Here is an 18961-nt window from a genome sequence, read left to right as displayed (position 1 = left end):
GGCGCTAGGGTAATCGGGTTTGCCTGCATCGCCACGCGCGGCGATGCCCCGCGGTGTGCCGGCATGCGGCGCGCGTTGCACCATGACGGGAGGCGACGACGCGCGGCCCGCGCCGATGCCGTGGGCAGCCGCGTAAACTTGGCGCGCCCCCACACCACGGAAGGACTGCATGCACGACCGAACCGATCGACTGCCTGCGCGCGCGCAGACGCGGGTGCCGCTGCTGGTCCGCACGACCTCGCCGGCGCATTTCCTGCTGGCGCTGCTGCTCGGCGCGAGCCTGCAGCGCGCGATTCCGCTGCCGCTGCCGCAGGGCGCCACGCTGGCCTGGCTGCAACTGGGCGGCGGCGCGGTTGCGCTCGCCGGTCTGCTGCTGGCGTGCTGGTGCTTCGTGCTGTTCGCGCGCGATCGCACCACCCTGCTGCCCGAGCGCATGCCGGCGCAGTTGGTCTGCCACGGGCCGTACCGGCATACCCGCAATCCGATGTACGTCAGCCTGACCCTGAGCTACCTCGGCCTGAGCATACAGATCGGCTGGCCCTGGTCGGCGCTGCTGCTGCCGTTGCCGCTGCTGGCCTTGCAGTGGGTGGTGATCCCCTACGAGGAAGCGCGCCTGCGCGAGCGCTTCGGCAGCGCCTACGACCGCTACTGCGCGCAGGTCGCGCGCTGGCTGTAGCCACCGGCCACGCCGGCGCGTCTCAGCGCGCCAGCCACCAGGCCGCCGCCGCGGCCAGCAGCAGCGCCAGCAGGATCCAGCGCCAGCGCCCGCCGCGGTCGCCGGCGCTCACCGTCGAGGCGGCGCCCAGCGTCGGCGCCGTCCGCAGATGCCGTTGCACCAGGTCAAGTGCCTCGCGCAGCGACATGTCCGGGTAGTGCGCGAACACCAGCTTGGCGGCCTCGCGCCGCTCGCCGCGGCGCAACGCCAGCTCCGCCGCCGGCGGCAGGCGCCGTTCCTCTGGCACGGTCGACGCCTGCGTCCTGGCTGCGGTGTCCGGCCTGGTGGCCACTGCCGGGCCGGAGGCGTGGCGGTCGAGCAGTTCGGTCACCGAGCGTGCCGCGCCGGCCAGCAGCCACGCGTCGACCTGCTCCTTGGCGCTGCGCAGGTCCATGCCGGTGTGGGTCCGTAGCAGCTTGATCGCCTGGATGATCTGGCCCTGCGCGAGGGCATCGGCAACCTGCGGGGGCGGCGGGTTCGGGTTCATGTCGCAGGTGCTGAGATCGGGACGCGCCAGTCTTGCCGCCGGCCGGTTAAGCGGCTGTGGCAGCGCGCGACGGCGGTGGCCCTGCCCTCACGTGTCCATCATTCGGCTCCCCTAAAGATCGCGTCATGAACATCGAAATCTGGCAAGGCGACATCACCGAACTCGACGTGGACGCGATCGTCAACGCCGCCAACGAGTCCCTGCTCGGCGGCGGTGGCGTGGACGGCGCCATCCACCGCGCCGCCGGCCCGGACCTGCTGGAAGAGTGCCGGCGCCTGCCGGAACTCAAGCCCGGCGTGCGCTGCCCGGTGGGCGAGGTTCGCGCGACCGCGGGCCACCGGCTCAAAGCGCGGCACGTGCTGCATACCGTCGGCCCGGTGTGGCGCGACGGCGCCCACAACGAACCCGCGCTGCTCGCCAACTGCTACTGGCGCACGCTGCGCCTGGCCGAGCAGATGGGTCTGCACTCGGTGGCGTTCCCGGCGATCAGTTGCGGCGTCTATGGCTATCCGCTGCACCAGGCCGCGCGCATCGCGGTCACCGAGACCGATGCCTGGCAGCGCGCGCACGCGGTGCCCAAGCGGATCATCCTGGTGGCCTACAACGAGGCCACCGCCAAGGCGTATCGGCAGGCGCTGCGCGACGTGCAGTGCGCCACCGCGGCCTGAGCGATCGCTCGCTGGCGGGCCCGGCCAAGCGCCCCCCGCGTACTTCTGAGCGTGCAGGGCCTGCGTTCCGCCCGATCGCAGGCGTTGACCGATCCGCAGTAACAGCACCCGTATCGCCACTGTGGGTATTTCCCCGACACCGTGTCAGGGGATGCAGCAAAGAGTGACGTTGCGCTCAGATTTGCTCAGATTGATCCGCGGTCTGAAGGCTACATTGCGCGAGCCTCAATCATAACGCCGCCTTAACATCATGACGATCTCCTGCCGTCCGCGTCCGAGCACGCTGGCAAATGCGCTCCTCGCCCTCCCGTGGGCCGCCGGCCTCGCCTTGACCCTGAGCTGCGTGCCGGCCTTTGCCCAGGAGGCCGTCCCGGCCGCCGGCACGGCCGCCGACGCGGCAACCCCGATCGCGGTGCAGGCGATCCGCGTCACCGGCGTCGGCGACCATCCGCGCGAGCAGATCGATCCGGCGCGCCTGCAGGCGCTGGCCGACGCCCGCCTGCGTGCGCTCGGCGGCGGCACGCTGCCGGCCCAGCTCAGCTTCGCGCAATTGCAGCAGATCGCCGACGCGCTGACCCATGCCTATCGCCAGGCCGGCTTCCTGGTCGCCCGCGCGTATCTGCCGGTACAGACCCTGGGACCGGACCAGGTGGTCGAGATCCGCGTGACCGAAGGCCGGGTCGGCAAGATCACTGTCGAGGGCGCGCGCCGCTACGACGACCGGCTGATCGCCAGCCCTGCCCTGGCCCTGCAGGGCCAGATCCTGCGCCAGCAGGACCTGCAATCGGCCCTGCTGTACGCCCGCGACCTGCCGGGCGTCTCCGCCACCTCCGTGCTCAAGCCCGGCGCCAACCCCGGCGAGACCGACGTGGTGATCCAGGCCAGCGAGGAGCGTCCGCTGCATGTCAGCGTCGGCGCCAGCAACTACGGCACCCCGAGCATCGGCCGCTACCGCGCCCAGCTCGGCGTGGACTGGAACAACCCGCTGGGCCTGGGCGACCACCTGTCCGCCAGCTACGCCTATGCGCTGGATCCGGCCAATACCTGGCAGGGCAGCTTCGCCTACCAGGTGCCGATCGCCGGCGTGGACGGCCTCAGCGCCAGCGCGTCCTATACGCGCAGCGTGGTCAACCTCGACAACGGCGCGTTCGCCGCGCTGGACATCCATGGTCCGACCCAGCAGACGGCGCTGGGCCTGGACTGGAAATTCGTCAATTCCGACGCCTGGCGCGTGCAGAGCTGGCTGCACCTGGTCAAGGAGAGCTCGCGCCTGCAGGGCCTGGGCGTGCTGTTGTCCAAGCAGACGTTCGACGTGGCCGAGCTCGGCACCAGCGTGCGCCACGACGACCGCCAGCGCCACGCCATCGACCTGCTGCAACTCAGCGTGCGCGGCGCGCTCGACGACGACTCGCCGCAGACCGATTACCTGTACGCCCGCCACGACCGCCACTTCACGGTCGCCCGCCTGAGCTACACCCGGCTGCAGGGGCTGACCGCCACGCAGCGCCTGCAGCTGCGCTTCAGCGGCCAGTACAGCGACGACACCCTGACCCCGCTGGAACAGTTCTCGCTGGGCGGGCCGACCAGCGTGCGCGCCTTCCCGCTCGGCGCCGCGCTCGGCGACCGCGGCTTCGATTCCGGCCTGGAGTACCAGGTGGACGCACCCGGCTTCGCCACCGCCGCCTCGCCGTTCGGCGGCCGCGCCTGGGGCCAGCTGCTGACCGCCAGCGTGTTCTACGACTACGGCCGGGTCTACCCCAACGGCGCCAATCGCGCCGTGTACGACAGCGTTACCACCTTCGAAGGCGCTGGTGTCGGCCTCAGCTTCCGGCTGCCCGACTGGCACGGGCTCTCGTTCGATCTGGCCGCGGCCAAGCCCACCGGCACCACCAAGCCGGGCGACGGCAAGGACGTGCGCTACTGGGCCCGCTTCGGCCTGACCTTCTGACCTGGGGATCACCATGAACCGCATCTACCGCCTCGTCTTCAACCGCAGTCTCGGCATGCTCCAGGTCGCCTCCGAAGTCGCCGCCGGCCACGCCGGCAGCGCTGGCGCCGGCGCTGCGCGCCTGGCCGCGCCGCTGCTGCCCTTCGCCCTGGCCTGCGCACTGGCCGCGCCGGCTTACGCCAGCGGCGTGCCGTCGCTGTCCAGCGCCACCGGCGCCACCGTGTCGCAGAACGGCGGCACGCTGCAGATCGACCAGAACGCCGCCAAGGCCGTGCTGAACTGGAACAGCTTCAACGTCGGCAAGGATGCCAGCGTGGTGTTCGTGCAGCCCTCCAGTTCCGCGGTGGCGCTCAACCTGATCGACGCCAGCCGCGGCGCCAGCGTCATCGACGGCAGCCTGCGCGCCAACGGCAACGTGTTCCTGATCAACTCCGCCGGCATCCTGTTCGGCAACCACGCGCAGGTGAACGTCGGCGGCCTGGTCGCCAGTTCGCTGGGCCTGGCCGGCGACGATGACCACGGCTACCTGCTCGCCCGCGGCGAGCATGGCGCCGCCAGCGTGATCAACCAGGGCAGCATCCGCGCCGGCAACGGCGGCTCGGTCAACCTGGTCGGCAACCATGTCGCCAACCGCGGCAGCATCACCGCCGACGGCGGCGCCATCCGCCTGCTCTCCGCCGACCAGGTCAGGGTGACCATGGACGCGGCCGGCGCCATCGGCATGCAGATGGTCGCGGCCGCCAGCCAGTCGGTGGACGGCGCCGCGGCGGCGGTGGAGAACAGCGGCAGCCTGCGCGCCAACGGCGGACAGATCCTGCTGCAGGCCGGCAGCACCGGGCTGTCGCAGTTGCTGGTCAACAATACCGGCGCGCTCGAAGCCACCGGCATCGACACCTCCGGCGGCAGCGTGCGCCTGGTCGGCAGCGGCGGCGACGTCGCCAGCAGCGGCCGCATCGATGTCTCCGGCCCCCACGGCGGCAGCGTGCAGGTGCTGTCCGATGGCGCGGTGAACGTCGATGGCCGCATCGATGCCAGCGGCACCGCGGCCGGCGGCAGTATCCGCATCGGCGGCGGCTACCAGGGCGGCGAACAGTTGCAACACGCCAGCGCGGCCACGGTCGCCAGCGGTGCGAGGCTCGATGCCAGCGCGACCGGCCAGGGCAACGGCGGCTCGGTCGTGGTCTGGTCAGACGGCCACACCGCAGTGCATGGAACGCTGCGCGCCAACGCCGCCGGCAGCGGCAACGGCGGCCTGCTCGAAACCAGCGGCCACACCGTCGACTTCTCCGGGATCGCCGTCGGCGCCAAGGCCGCCGGCCCCGGCAGCGCCGGCACCTGGCTGGTCGACCCGGAAGACCTGACCGTGGACAGCGCGGCGGCCAGCACCATCAGCGGCGCCTTGAATGGCGGCACCAACGTCACCCTGCTCGCCACCCTCACCAACGCCAGCGGTCCGGGCAACGTGAGCAGCGGCGCCGGCGACATCAACGTCAATGCGGCGATCGGCTGGAGCGGCAACTCCACGCTGACCCTGGACGCGTACCACAGCATCCACCTCAATGCCGCCGTCACCGCGACCGGCGACACGGCCGGCCTGGTGATGAACTACGCCGGCTATACCGAAAACGGCAGCGTCGGCGGCACGGGCGACTACTACGTCAACGCGCCGGTCTCGCTCGGCGGCGCGCATGCCGGCCTGAGCATCAACGGACAGGCGTACCGGCTGATCCACTCGCTGGCCGACGCGGCCACCTATTTCAACACCCCTGGTTCCTATGCGCTGGCCCAGGACATCGATCTGAGCGGCGTCACCCGCAGCAGCGCCCTGGTGTCCTCCTTCCAGAGCAAGCTGGCCGGCCTCGGCCACAGCATCAACAACCTGACCATCTCCGGCGCCAGCGGCTACGTCGGCCTGTTCGGCACCACCAGCAGCAACAGCGTCATCCGCGATCTGCACCTGGGCAATGTGTCCGTCTCCGGCGGCTATTACGTCGGCGGCCTGGTCGGCTACGGCCAGGGCGCGATCAAGAACGTCACCGTCGACGGCAGCGTGACCGGAACCTCGGGCGGCGTCGGCGGATTGACCGGCTACAACCTGGGCTTGATCGACAACGGCGCGTTCACCGGCAACGTCAACGGGCAAAGCGCGGTCGGCGGCCTGGCGGGCAACAACATCAGCGGCACGATCCGCAATTCCCACAGCACCGGCAGCGTGACCGGCAGCTCCAGCAACACGGGCGGCCTGGTCGGCTACAACGACGGCGGCAGCCTCACCAATACGTATTCCACCAGCAACGTGAGCGGCACCAACTCTGTCGGCGGCCTGGTCGGAACGAACCAGAATGCCGGCACGATCCAGAACAGCTATGCCAGCGGCAGCGTGATCGGCACCAGCTACGGCGTCGGCGGGCTGGTCGGCATGAACTACCAGAGCGCCATCGCCAACACCTACGCCACCGGCAGCGTCACTGCGCCGACCTCGGTGGGCGGGCTGGTGGGCATCAACAATCCGGGCAGCGCAGCCGTCACCTCCAGCAGCGTCAGCAACAGTTACGCCACCGGTGCGGTCAACGGCACCAACAACGTCGGCGGGTTGGTTGGCGCCAATACGGGCAGTGTCAGCAATGCGTCCTGGGACGTCGGCAGCACCGGCCAGGCCAATGCCATCAGCAACGGCGGCAGCGGCAGCGTGACCAACCTGACCAGCTTCGGCAGCGGCAACCGCTACAGCCACACCAGCTACGGCAATCTCGGCAACTGGGCGCTGCTCGCCGGCAGCAGCAATGTCTATGTCGCCAGCGACGGCAACGGCAACCCGACCTGGATCATGATCGAGGGGCAGACGCGCCCGTTCCTGGCCAGCGAGTACAGCACCACCATCGGCAACGCGCACCAGTTGCAGTTGATGGCGTACAACCTGGCGGCCAGCTACAGCCTGTCCGCCGACATCGACGCCAGCCAGACCGCCGGCAGCAATGCCAGCGGCATGTGGAGCAGCGCCGGCTTCAGCCCGGTCGGCGACAGCACCGGCGCCTTCACCGGCAGCCTCAACGGCGCAAACCACACGATCGCCGGGCTGACCATCGCACGCGGCGGCGCGTCCTACGTCGGCCTGTTCGGCAATACCGGCCTCGCCAGCCAGATCGGCAACCTGGCCCTGACCGGCGCCACCGTCGTGGGCACCGCCTACGTGGGCGGCGTCGCAGGCTTCAATGCCGGCACCCTCAGCGGCATCAGCGTCAACGGCACCATGAGCGGCACCGGCAACTTCGTCGGTGGCCTCACCGGCTACAACAATGCCGGGACGATCGCCGGCGTGCAGACCAGCGGCACCGTGGTCGGCAGCGGCGGCCCCTACAGCGGCAACTATGTCGGCGGGCTGATCGGCAGCAACGCCAACGGCACGATCAGCGCCTCGTCCTCGTCGAGCACGGTCTCCGGCGGCAGCAGCGTCGGCGGCCTGGTCGGCAACGACTACCAGGGCAGCTATACCAACGCCTTCGCCACCGGCAACGTCAGCAGCACCAGCACCACCACCGGCAACAACGTCGGCGGACTGATCGGCAATGCCATCCAGAGCACCCTGCAGAACGTCCACGCCACCGGCAATGTCACCGCGACCACCTCGAGCGCCGGCGGCCTGGTCGGCATGGCCGGCGCCGGCAGCATCCAGAACGCGTATGCCAGCGGCAACGTGTCGGGAACCCGGAGCGTGGGCGGCTTGGTCGGACGCAGCTCCGCCACGATCGATACGGCATACGCGACCGGCGCGGTGAACGGCGCGGCAAACGGCACCTCATCCGAACTCGGCGGCCTGGTCGGCACCCTGGACCACGGCAGCCTCGCGTCCACCCACGCCACCGGCAACGTCTCCGGCGGCAGCTTTGTCGGCGGACTGGTCGGCTACAGCGACACCGGCAGCGTCGGCGCGTCCTACGCCACCGGCGCCGTGTCCGGGACCAACTATCTCGGCGGGCTGGTGGGCTACAACGACGGCGGCAGCATCGGCAATGCCTACGCCACCGGCAACGTCTCCGGCGACATGTATGTCGCCGGGCTGGCCGGCTACAACGACAACGGCACCATCGCCAACACCTACGCCAGCGGCGATGCCACCGGCACGGCCTATGTCGGCGGACTGGTCGGCGTGAACTACAACAACACCGTGCGCAACTCCTACGCCACCGGCAACGTCTCCGGCACCGGCGCGGTCGGCGGCCTGGTCGGCTCCAACTCCAACGGCAGCATCGTCGCCAGTTTCTTCGCCACCGACATCGGCGGCAATCCGCGGAACGTGGGCCTGAACACGGTCGGCAACAGCGGCGGCAGCATCGACGCGATCAGCGGCGGCAGGTCCTGGAGCGCGCTGAACACGCTGTCCACCTTCACCGACGCCGGCTGGGCGATCGACGACCGCGGCGGCACCGGCCTGACCTGGCGCCTGTACGAACAGATGGGCACGCCGCTGCTGCGCAGCTTCCTGACCCCGTTGACGATCACCACCGGCGTCTCCGGCCTCGACAAGACCTACGACGGCAACGCTGTCAGCGGCACGCTCGCGTCCTATACGATCGGCGGCGCCTTCGACCCTGGCCTGCTGTTCGGCTCGTCGCTGCGCTACGCGACCACCGGCAATGGGGTCGGCCGCTACACCACGGGCAACGGCACGCTGCAGCTCGGCGGCCTGGCGTCCTCGCAGCAGGGCTACGACATCGCCTACGTGGTCTCCGGCGGTATCAGCATCACCCCGGCGACGCTGACGGTGACGGCGACCTCGGGCTCCAAGACCTACGGCGGCACCGCCAACCTCGGCGGCTACAGCGTTTCCGGCCTGGTCGGCAACGACACGGTGTCCGGCGTCGCGCTGAGCAGCGCGGGCGCCGGCAGCGGCGCGGCGGTAGGCAACTACGCGATCACCGCCTCCGGCGCCACCGGCGCAGGACTCTCCAACTACGTCGTCAGCTACGTCGATGGCAGCCTCCGCGTCGATCCGGCCACCCTGCGTATCGTCGCCACCGACGCCAACAAGACCTACGGCGGCACGGCCAACCTCAGCGGCTACAGCGTGTCCGGCCTGCTCAACGGCGACACCGTCGCCGGCGTCGCCCTGGGCAGCGCCGGCGCCGCTGCCGGCGCCGCGGTCGGCACCTACGCGATCACCGCCTCCGGCGCCACCGGCGCAGGACTCTCCAACTACGTCGTCACCTACGTCGATGGCAGCCTCCGCGTCGATCCGGCCACCCTGCGCATCGTCGCCAGCGACGCCAGCAAGACCGTCGGCAGCACCGCCACCCTGAGCGGCTACCGTGTCTCCGGCCTGCTCAACGGCGACACCGTCGCCGGCGTCGCCCTGGACAGCGCCGGTGCCGGCGCCAACGCCGCGGTCGGCAACTACGCCATCACCGCGTCCGGTGCCACCGGCGCGGGGCTGTCCAACTACGCCATCACCTACGTCGACGGCCTGTTGAACGTGGTCCCCGGCAGTGGCGATGGCGGTGGTGCCGGTACCCAGCTGACCACCACGGCCGTGCAGGCGATCAACACCTCGGTCGCCGTCGCAACGACCAGCGATGCCGTCGGCGCGGCACCGACGCATCAGCAAAAGGCCGACGAAGCCGCCAAGGAACTGGCTGCGGCGACACAGGCCAGCGGCGGTGGCACCGTCACGGCCGCCACCGACTCGATCCTGATCGTCGATGGCGGCATCCGCGCCCCGAGCGTCGCCTGCACCCCGAGCGGCACGTCCAACGCATCCGCGGACAGCTGCATCATCCGACAGTGACCGGGATGGCCTGACGACACCGCGATGGTGTCGTCAGGTCACGGCAACGCCATCACGACGGCTCCCGGCGGCACGCCGGGGCCGCAAGGGCCATCCCGGAACGCACGATCCGGTGCAACCAGACCCGATCGCGTTCGCCGACAGTGCAGGCCATGCATCGCGCTGCGCGCGATCAGGCATCCGCCGCCGGCGGCAGCCGCGGCACCGTGCGCTGCAGCACCGGCCGACGCGGCAACAGCAACACGAAGCAGACAGATTCGCCCGGCGTCTGCGTGGCCAGCTCCACCGAGCCCCCCAGCCGCTCGGCGATCCGCCGCACCAGATACAGGCCCAGCCCCGCGCCCGGCGCATGCCGCGCGTTCTCGCCACGGTAGTACTTCTGGAACAGACGCTCCTGTTCGGCGGGCGCGATGCGTTCGCCCGGATTGGCGACCTCCAGCCACAGGTGTTCGTCACTGCCGCGCACGCGCACGCGGATGGCCAGGCCTTCGGGGCAATGGCGGTCTGCGTTGGCGATCAGGTTGCGCAATGCCACGCGCAACAGCCCGAGATCGGTGAGCAGGCCGTCGTCGTCGGTGAGGAATTCGCAGAGCACCCGGTGCGACGGAAAGTCCAGGCACAGCTCGGCCAGCAGTGCGCGCAGCGCGCACGGCTGCAGCCGCAGTTCCGATGCCGCCTCGCCCATGCGGTCGTCGGCGAGATACTCGTCCACCAGCGCCAGCAGCCGTTGCGCCGCGTCGCGGATGTTGCCGCAGCGCGCGCGATTGCGTTCCGCTGGCGCATCCAGCTTGCGCGCCAGCTGTTGCGCCGAGGTCATGATCACGGCCAAGGGCGTGCGGAACTCATGCGACACCATCGCCACGAAATCGCGCTGTTCCTGCGCGACCTTGCGTTCGGTTTGCAGCAAGGCCCGCAAGTCGTCCTCCAGCGCCTGCCGCCGGCCGATCTCGTTGCGCAGTTCGGCGGTGCGCAGCGTCACTTCGCGCTCCAGCGCCAGGCCGTGGCTGCGTGCCAGTTCCACCGCGGCATCGGCATGCCGCCGTTCGCGCAGCCGGCGCTGCCGCTCGTACCGGGCGATGAGGAAGACGCTCAGCAGCGTCATGTGCAGCATGGTGCCGACTGTGGTGGCGTACTGGGTCCAGGCGTTGACCGGGACGAAGCCGAGGTTGCGCAGGAAGCCCAGCATCACCCCCAGGTAGAACGGGGAGAAGGCGAGCACGAAGAACAGCGCCGGCCGGTAGCGGCGCCACAGCAGATGCACCCCCAACCCCACCAGCAGCAGGATCTCCAGCAGCCCCAGCGCCTGCACCGGCTGCATGCCCCAGGCGTAGTGGCCGGCGAGCACGGCCACCGCGCCGCCGAACGCGACCGCCCATAGAAAACGCGTGCCCCAGCGCACCAGACGTGGATGGAACGCGCGCAGGTTCAGCTGCCGGCTGGCGACCTGGAACCCCACCGGCAGGCTGCAGGCGATGCTGATGCCCAGCAGGCTGTCGCTCCAGGCCATCGGCATGCCGGTGACCTGCTGCACCAGGCCGATCGACATCGCTTCGTTGAACACGCAGCCGCCGAGGTAGGCCACGAACAGGCCGCTCATGCGCGAGCGCGTAGCGAGCCAGAACAGCACGTGCAGGCACAGCAGCAGCAGATACAAGCCGAAGTACAGGCCGAACTGCAGGCCCTCGCGCCGCGACTGGTTGTCGAACGGCAACCGTTGCCAGACGTCCAGGCGCGTGACCAGCGCGTTCTTGCTGCGCAACCGCAGCAGCACCTCGTAGTTCCCAGGATGCGAGGGCGCGAACTGGAACACCGGGCTGCGGTAGTCCACCGGCCAGTCGCGCCGCGGCACGCGTTCGCCGCTATGCCCCAGCGCGCGCCAGGCGCCGCCGTCGCTGCGCACGTAGGCCTGCACGTCGTCGAGCAAGGCATTGCTCAATCGCAACATCCAACCGCCGGACGGTACACTTTCGACATGAACAGGCAGGCGCAGCCACACCGGACCGTCGACAAATCCTGCGTTGAGCCCGGCGGGCAGCCGGGTCCAGCCGCGCGCGGCCGCGGCCTGCGCGGCGTCCAGGCGGCCCTGCGGGTCGTCCAGGCGCTGCAGGTAGCCGCTGGTATCGTGATGCGCCGCGGTCAGCGGCAACGCCGCGACCGCATGCGGTGCCGGTGCCGCGGCCAGGCCGACGCCCATTCCCACCAGCAGCCATGCGCCCGCCAGCCAGCGCCACCATTGCGCCATCATTCGCCATACCGCCCCGTTGCCAGCCGATGACGTTACAGCAAACCGCCAGGCGCGAGGATCCGCCGCCATGTCCGAGGTGATCCTGCTCGAGGACGAGCCGGTGCTGTGCGAGGAACTCGGCGAGTTCCTGCAGGATCTGGGCTACGTCGCCACGTGCGTGGACAGCCTCGCCGGCTTCCGGGCGCGGTTCGATCCGACGCGCCACGGCATGGCGGTGATCGACGTGGGCCTGCCCGACGGCAGCGGCCTGGAATTGGTGCGCGAACTGCGCCGCGCCGGCCACCGGCTGGGCATCGTGGTGTTCAGCGCCCACAACACCCCCAGCGATCGCATCGCGGGGCTGGAGATCGGCGCGGACCACTACCTGGGCAAGGGCATCGACCTGGACGAACTGGCCGCGACCCTGGCCGCGCTCGGCCGGCGCCTGGCGCTGCCGCCGCCGACCGCGCGCTGGGTGCTGGAACTGGCCGCCGCACGCCTGAACGTTCCCAATGCATCGCCGGTTCCGCTCTCGCGCCAGGATCTGCTAGTGCTGGCCTGCCTGATGCGCCACGCCGGCGAAAGCGTGGGCCACCGCGAGATCGCCGAGGCGCTGGGGGTGAACTTCCTCGACTACGACCGGCGCCGGCTGGACACGCAGATGTACCGGTTGCGGCGTCGCGTCGAAGAGATCAGCGGGCGCGCATTGCCGGTGAAGACCCTGCGCAACAGCGGCTATTGCTTCCACGCTCCGGCCGCGCTGGCGCCGTAAGCGCGACGCCGCGAGACGCGGCGCTGCGCGCGGCTGACGCGCGCTCTGGGCCGCCTGCAGCGGCGATGCGAAAGCACCTCAGCGGATAACCGCAAGCCGCCAGGCCACAAACGAAAAACGCCGGCGATGCCGGCGTTCTTCGTTGCGCATCGACAGTGTCGGGATGCTCAGCCCTGCCACTTGCCCAGCGCGGCCAGGCCGTTTTCCTTGGCGCGTTCGTACACCACCTGCTGCGCCTTGGCGAAATTGCCCTTCATGTCCTGCGCCCACAGCTTCAGCGCGGCCTGCTGCATGGCGCGGCCATAGGAGAAGCTCAGCGGCCACGGCAGGTTGCCGAGCTGGTTCATCGCATTGAGGTGCGCGGTGGACTGCTCGTCGGTCTGGCCACCGGACAGGAACACGATGCCCGGCAGGATCGCCGGCACGGTGCTCTTGAGGCACATCACGGTGGACTCGGCCACTTCCTCGACGCTGGCCTGCTCGTCGCAGTCCTTGCCGGCGATGACCATGGACGCCTTGAGGATGGTGCCTTCCAGGACCACGTTCTGCTCGTACAGCGCGCCGAACAGCGAACGCAGCGTGGCCTCGGTGACCTCGTAGCAGGTCTCGATATCGTGGTCGCCGTCCATCAGCACTTCCGGCTCCACCATCGGCACCAGTCCCTGCTCCTGGCACAGCGCCGCATAGCGGGCCAGCGCGTGCGCGTTGGTCTCGATGCACACGCCGGACGGGATGTCCTCGCCGATGGTGATGACCGCACGCCACTTGGCGAAGCGCGCGCCGAGCTTGTAGTACTCCTCCAGGCGGGCGCGCAGGCCGTCCAGGCCTTCGGTGATCAGTTCGCCCGGCATGCCGGCCAGCGGATGCGTGCCCTTGTCGACCTTGATGCCGGGGATGATGCCGTGCTCGGCCATGTACTTGGCGAACGGCACGCCATCCTTGGTCTTCTGGCGGATGGTCTCGTCATACAGGATCGCGCCGGAGATGTGGTCGCTCAGCTTCGGCGTGGTCAGCAGCAGCTCGCGGTAGGCACGGCGGTTCTCTTCGACATTCTCGATGCCCACGCCGGCGAAGCGCTTGGCGATCGTGCTGGTGGATTCGTCGATCGCGATGATGCCCTTGCCCGGGGCGACCATTGCCTGTGCGGTTTCGGCAAGCTGTTCGATGCTCATACGGTTCCTGATGGCTGCAACGGGGGAACCCCAAGTATACCGGGCCGGCCTGCATGCATTCCGTTACCGTCGGTGTTGCAAGCGGTTACAGGCGTAGACCGTGCATCTTTCCGGCATGTCAGCCAAGCGCATCCGCCATCGCCTCGCACGGCACTGCTGCATCGGCCTGCGCCGTCTGCAACGGTGCAGCGTCCGCGGCCGGCACCTGCACAGGCGCGGCGTGCGCCGCCGGCAGGGCGATGTCGAGCGCATCGAGCAACGGCCGCCAGTCGTCGGCGCCGCGCGCGCGACGGTGCGCCAGCAACGCCGCATGGCGGCGCAGCCCCGGCAACTGCCAGCGCAGTTCGCAACAGACGCGATCCACTTCCTCGGCCGCCTCCGGCGCGGCGATCAGCCACGGCAGTTGCTCGACCATCTTGCCGGCGCCGGAATCGTGGATGGCCATGATGTAGCCCACGATCAGCAACAGCAGGTGCTGCAGGGCCGCGCGCTCGTCCTCGCGCAGGTCGCCACCGCGCTGCAGGCGCAGGGCTTCGTCGCGCGCCCGTTCCAGGCCGTCGAGCGAGGCCGCCACCACTGCGCGCAGGTGCTGCGGATCGTGCGCCGACGCCGGCTCCGGGACGCAGTCGCGCAACCGCGCGGTCACCAGATCGACCACGTCGCGTGGGAACTGCCCCGGCACCACGCGCAGCGCGATGCGCATCCGCGCCAGCGCGTGCGCCTGCCCCTGCTCGCGCTCGAACAACGCATCCAGCGCTTCGGCGCAGGAGATCAGCCGTCCCAGGGGCGACAACACCGGCGTGCCGACCGGATAGCCGGAGCCGTCGATGCGTTCGTGATGCTCGCGCGCGGCGGCGGCCTGCTGGGCCGAATACACGCCGGATTCGCCCAGCAGCGCCGCGCTGATCACCGGGTGCACGCACTGCATGCGCCACTGCGCGAAATCCTGCTGCGCCTCCGGCAGTTCCAGCACCGCCGGATCCACGTACATCTCGCCGAGGTCGTGCAGCAGGCCGACTTCCGCGGCCTCGCGCATCGCCGCGTCCGAGCGCGACAGCAGCGCCGCCAGCCAGGACACCAGCATCGCCACCCGCACCGCGTGCGAGAACGCCGCCGGCCGGGTCTGGCCGAGCGTGGTCAGCAAGGTGCCGGGCGCGCCCAGCGTGCGGGCGCGGGCCAGCGCGGTCATGACCGACTGCACCTCCTCGCCCAGCAGCAGGCGCAGATGCGGGTGTTCGTCCAGTTCGCGCTGCGCGGCCAGTTGCACTTCGCTGGGGCGCAGTTCTTCGCAGAACGCCAGCGAGGATTCCAGCGGGCGCAGCAGGCGCCGCGCGATCAGGCGTTCGCGCAGGCCGGCGTTGATGCGCTGGCCCTTGGCGACCAGCAGGATGCCGCGGCGGTCGCGGATGTCCTCGGTGACCACCAGCTCGCGCGTGGCAGAGGCCTGGATCAGGTGTTCAAGGCAGTGCGTGCCGGGGCGCTCGGGCAGTTCCAGCCCGAGCTCGGCGTGCGCGCTCGTGGATGTCATGGGGGTATCGCGCGATCAGGGAACGGTGGATGACGCGCCGTTCCATGCGCGATCGGACAGGGGCTGCCGACGGTGCGGCGGCCTGGGCCGCCGCACCGCGTCCTTCAGAGTTCGCCCAGGCCGCTGGCGCGGCCATCCGGGCCGACCTCGAGCAGGCGCAGGGTGTTGGTGGCGCCGTGGGTTTCCATGTGCTCGCCGCTGGTGAATACCACGCGGTCGCCCGGCGCCAGCAGGCCAGCCTCGACCAGCACGCGGATCGCGCCACGCGCGGCCTCGCGCGGGGTCAGGCCGCGGCTGTCGAAGTTGATCGGGAACACGTCGCGCATCATCGCCATGTGCCGGCGCGCGCCGTCGTGGCGGGTCACCGCGAAGATCGGCGCCTTGGCGCGGAAACGCGACAGGTAGCGCGGAGTGCCGCCGGATTCGGTCATCGCCACGATCGCGCGCACGCCCACGTGCTGGGACAGGAACATCGTGGCCATGGCGATGGCCTGGTCGGCGCGCTCGAGGTTGCGCGGGGCCATGCCGAAGTCGGTTTCGGTCTCGAACTGGCGCTCGGCGCCCAGGCAGATGCGCGCCATCGCCTCGACCGCACGGATCGGATAGGCGCCGGCGGCGCTCTCGGCCGACAGCATCACCGCGTCGGTGCCGTCGATCACCGAGTTGGCCACGTCCAGCACTTCGGCGCGGGTCGGGATCGGGCTTTCCACCATCGACTGCAGCATCTGCGTGGCGGTGATCACCACTTTGTTCTGCGCCAGCGATTCCTTGATGATCTTCTTCTGCAGGCCGGGCAGCTCGGCGTCGCCGATTTCCACGCCCAGATCGCCGCGCGCGACCATCACCACGTCCGAGGCCTCGACGATCTCGCTCAGGTTCTCGATCGCCTCGGTGCGCTCGATCTTGGACACCAGCGCCGCGTCGCAGCCGTGCGCGCGGGCGATGCGCCGCGCCTCGTTCATGTCCTCGGCATTGCGGCAGAACGACACCGCGATGAAGTCGACGCCGATCTTGGCGACGATGCCGATCAGTTCTTTGTCGCGCTCGGTCAGCGCGCCCAGCGACAGGCCGCCGCCCTGCTTGTTGAGCCCCTTGCGGTCGGACAGCACGCCATCGTTGAGCACGCTGGTGACGATGCGCTCGCCCTGCACCTCGACCACCTTCAGCTGCATCAGGCCATCGTCCAGCAGCAGCACGTCGCCCGGGGCCACGTCCTGCGGCAGGCCCAGGTAGCTGACCCCGACCTGGCTGGCGTCGCCCGGCGCGGCATTGGCGTCGGCGATCAGGTCGAAGCGGTCGCCGAGCTTGAGCGACACCTTGCCCTGGGCGAAGCGCTCGATGCGGATCTTCGGACCCGGCAGGTCGGCGAGGATGCCGATCTCGGCGCCGACGCGGGCCGCGGCGGCGCGCACTTCGGCGGCGCGCTTGGCCTGGCCGGACGGATCGCCGTGGCTGAAGTTCAACCGCACCACGTTGACGCCGGCGCGGAACAGATCCTCGAGCACGCCGGGCGGGTCGGTGGCCGGACCGAGGGTGGCGAGAATCTTGGTACGGCGCTGGCGTTCGATCATGACGGCATCCTTGGAAAAGCGCTCAAAGCTAGCACACGCGCCCATCACACGGCATGGCATTTCGGCATAGACGCGCGTGCGGCCGGGCATAGCGAGCGGACAATGCGGGACAGTATGTGGTCATGCCGGGCCCGCAGGCGCCGGCCCGCGGGCGTTGCAGGGGCGCGATCGCGGGGTGCGCCACCCCATGCGTGGCGCCCTCGCGTGCGCCGGACGCGCCGGCGCATGCGGGCCTCAGGCCGCGACGAGTGTCGGCAACTGCGCCGGCGTCTGCGCCAGCACATCGGCGCCGGCCTGGCGCAGTTCCTCGGCATCGCCGAAGCCCCACAGTACGCCGATGCTGCGCATGCCGTGGTGGCGGGCGCCGTCGATGTCCATGCGCCGGTCGCCGATCATGCGGCATTGCGCCGGCGCGACCGCCAGCCGCCGCAGCGCCTCGGCGATCAGGTCGGGCTTGGCCCGGCGCGCGCCGTCGTCGCTGGCGCCGACGATCTCCTCGAAGCGAGCGCCGAACGGCAACTGCTCGACGATGCGCCGCGCGAAGCGCTCGTTCTTCGAGGTCACCACCGCCAGGCGGTGGCCGGCCGCGGCTATCGCCTCCACCGCCGCGCCGATGTCCGGGAACACCGTGTGCTCGCGCCAGCCGTGGCTGTCGTAGCGGCTGCGGTACAGGGCCAGCGCCTGTTCCACCAGCGCCGCATCGCCGGCGAAGTGCTGCTGGAAGCTGTCGCGCAGCGGCGGGCCGATCCAGGCGCGCAACTGCGCCGGGGTCGGCAGCGGCTGGCCGAGTTCGGCGAAGGCGTGGCGCAGGCTGCCGACGATGCCGGCCTCCGAATCGACCAGGGTGCCGTCCAGGTCGAAGAACAGGACGTCGGCGGCGCTCACGCGCCGCGCGCCTGCAGTGCGGCCACCGCCGGCAGGGTCTTGCCTTCCAGGAACTCCAGGAACGCGCCGCCGCCGGTGGAGATGTAGCTGACCTGCTCGGCGATGCCGTACTTGTCGACCGCGGCCAGGGTGTCGCCGCCGCCGGCGATGGAGAACGCCGGCGACGCGGCGATCGCCCGCGCCAGGGTCTCGGTGCCCTTGCCGAAGGCGTCGAACTCGAACACGCCGACCGGGCCGTTCCAGACCACGGTGCCGGCCTTGGCGATCAGCTCGGCATAGTGCGCGGCGGTCTGCGGGCCGATGTCCAGGATCAGGTCGTCGTCGGCGACGTCGGTGACCGCCTTCACCGTGGCCTCGGCATCGGGCATGAACTGCTTGGCCACCACCACGTCGCTGGGCAGCGGGATCGCCGCACCGCGCGCATTAGCATCGGCGACGATCTTGCGCGCGGTTTCGAGCAGGTCCGGCTCGCACAGCGACTTGCCCACCGCATGCCCGGCCGCGGCGATGAAGGTGTTGGCGATGCCGCCGCCGACGATCAACTGGTCGACCTTGTCCACCAGGTTGGACAGCAGTTCCAGCTTGGTCGAGACCTTGCTGCCGGCGACGATCGCCAGCAGCGGCTTGGCCGGCTGTTCCAGCGCCTTGGCCAACGCGTCCAGCTCCGCCATCAGCAGCGGGCCACCGGCGGCGACCGGGGCGAACTTGATCACGCCATGGGTGGAGGCCTGCGCGCGGTGTGCGGTGCCGAAGGCGTCCATCACGAACACGTCGCACAGCGCCGCGTACTTCTTCGCCAAGGCCTCGTCGTCCTTGCCCTCGCCGACGTTCATGCGGCAGTTCTCCAGCAGCACGATCTGCCCCGGCTGCACGTCCACGCCATCGACCCAGTCGCGGAGCAGCGGCACATCGACGCCGAGCAGCGCGGCCAGGCGGATCGCCACCGGCTCCAGCGAGTCCTCCTGGGTCCACACGCCTTCCTTGGGCCGGCCCAGGTGCGAGGTCACCATCACCGCCGCGCCCTGCGCCAACGCGTGCTTGAGCGTGGGCACCGAGGCCAGGATGCGCTGCTCGGAGGTGATCAGGCCATTGTCGATCGGCACATTCAGGTCTTGCCGGATCAGCACGCGCTTGCCGGACAGGTCGAGATCGGTCATTCGCAGGATGGACATGTAAGTGCTCGCTTTCGTGGGGTTGCAAAGGGAAAAC

The 18961-nt window shown here is 70.2% G+C and carries 12 protein-coding genes; 5 read left to right on the top strand and 7 right to left on the bottom strand.

The features are described from left to right. Window positions 1-169 precede the first annotated feature (169 nt). On the top strand, window positions 170-676 hold the full coding sequence (locus tag FHR56_RS14570; RefSeq protein ID WP_160947540.1) for an isoprenylcysteine carboxylmethyltransferase family protein: 507 nt from the start codon (window positions 170-172) through the stop codon (window positions 674-676). A 22-nt stretch (window positions 677-698) separates the two neighbouring features. Here FHR56_RS14570 and FHR56_RS14565 read toward each other — a convergent pair whose 3' ends face one another. Then, on the bottom strand, window positions 699-1202 hold the full coding sequence (locus FHR56_RS14565) for a hypothetical protein (protein ID WP_160947539.1): 504 nt from the start codon (window positions 1200-1202) through the stop codon (window positions 699-701). A 125-nt stretch (window positions 1203-1327) separates the two neighbouring features. Here FHR56_RS14565 and FHR56_RS14560 point away from each other — a divergent pair, with 125 nt between their 5' ends. From FHR56_RS14560 to FHR56_RS14550, 3 genes are all read left to right on the top strand, one after another. After that, on the top strand, window positions 1328-1870 hold the full coding sequence (locus tag FHR56_RS14560; RefSeq protein WP_160947538.1) for an O-acetyl-ADP-ribose deacetylase: 543 nt from the start codon (window positions 1328-1330) through the stop codon (window positions 1868-1870). A gap of 328 nt (window positions 1871-2198) precedes the next feature. Next, window positions 2199-3818 (top strand): ShlB/FhaC/HecB family hemolysin secretion/activation protein, encoded by a 1620-nt coding sequence (locus FHR56_RS14555; RefSeq protein WP_237473305.1) that lies wholly within the window; start codon window positions 2199-2201, stop codon window positions 3816-3818. Window positions 3819-3831: 13 nt separating this feature from the next. Continuing rightward, window positions 3832-9600 (top strand): GLUG motif-containing protein, encoded by a 5769-nt coding sequence (locus tag FHR56_RS14550; RefSeq protein WP_160947536.1) that lies wholly within the window; start codon window positions 3832-3834, stop codon window positions 9598-9600. 172 nt (window positions 9601-9772) lie between these two features. Here the strand turns inward: FHR56_RS14550 and FHR56_RS14545 are convergent, their stop codons facing one another. Then, the gene (locus FHR56_RS14545) at window positions 9773-11845 is read right to left on the bottom strand and encodes a sensor histidine kinase (protein ID WP_160947535.1); all 2073 of its coding nucleotides are present in this window, start codon (window positions 11843-11845) and stop codon (window positions 9773-9775) included. Between the two features lie 67 nt (window positions 11846-11912). Between FHR56_RS14545 and FHR56_RS14540 the strand changes: the two genes are divergently transcribed. Continuing rightward, a complete protein-coding gene (locus FHR56_RS14540) occupies window positions 11913-12596 on the top strand; it encodes a response regulator transcription factor (protein ID WP_160947534.1) in 684 nt (227 codons plus the stop codon). 167 nt (window positions 12597-12763) lie between these two features. Here FHR56_RS14540 and FHR56_RS14535 read toward each other — a convergent pair whose 3' ends face one another. From FHR56_RS14535 to FHR56_RS14515, 5 genes are all read right to left on the bottom strand, one after another. Next, on the bottom strand, window positions 12764-13768 hold the full coding sequence (locus FHR56_RS14535; protein ID WP_010341500.1) for a class I fructose-bisphosphate aldolase: 1005 nt from the start codon (window positions 13766-13768) through the stop codon (window positions 12764-12766). A 118-nt stretch (window positions 13769-13886) separates the two neighbouring features. Beyond that, on the bottom strand, window positions 13887-15296 hold the full coding sequence (locus tag FHR56_RS14530) for an HD domain-containing phosphohydrolase (protein ID WP_184502655.1): 1410 nt from the start codon (window positions 15294-15296) through the stop codon (window positions 13887-13889). Between the two features lie 104 nt (window positions 15297-15400). Next, the gene (pyk, locus tag FHR56_RS14525) at window positions 15401-16867 is read right to left on the bottom strand and encodes a pyruvate kinase (protein WP_026144035.1); all 1467 of its coding nucleotides are present in this window, start codon (window positions 16865-16867) and stop codon (window positions 15401-15403) included. A gap of 234 nt (window positions 16868-17101) precedes the next feature. Next, window positions 17102-17752: an HAD-IA family hydrolase gene (locus FHR56_RS14520; RefSeq protein ID WP_160947532.1), complete on the bottom strand. Its 651-nt coding sequence runs from the start codon at window positions 17750-17752 to the stop codon at window positions 17102-17104. Continuing rightward, window positions 17749-18924 (bottom strand): phosphoglycerate kinase, encoded by a 1176-nt coding sequence (locus tag FHR56_RS14515; RefSeq protein WP_160947531.1) that lies wholly within the window; start codon window positions 18922-18924, stop codon window positions 17749-17751. Before FHR56_RS14515 ends, FHR56_RS14520 begins: the two co-directional genes overlap by 4 nt. Window positions 18925-18961: the final 37 nt, after the last annotated feature.

This window comes from Xanthomonas sp. F10 (assembly GCF_014206815.1).
Taxonomy (GTDB): Bacteria; Pseudomonadota; Gammaproteobacteria; order Xanthomonadales; family Xanthomonadaceae; genus Xanthomonas_A; species Xanthomonas_A indica.
Note: the sequence above shows the minus strand (reverse complement) of the source record. Positions and strands in the feature narration are given on the sequence as shown.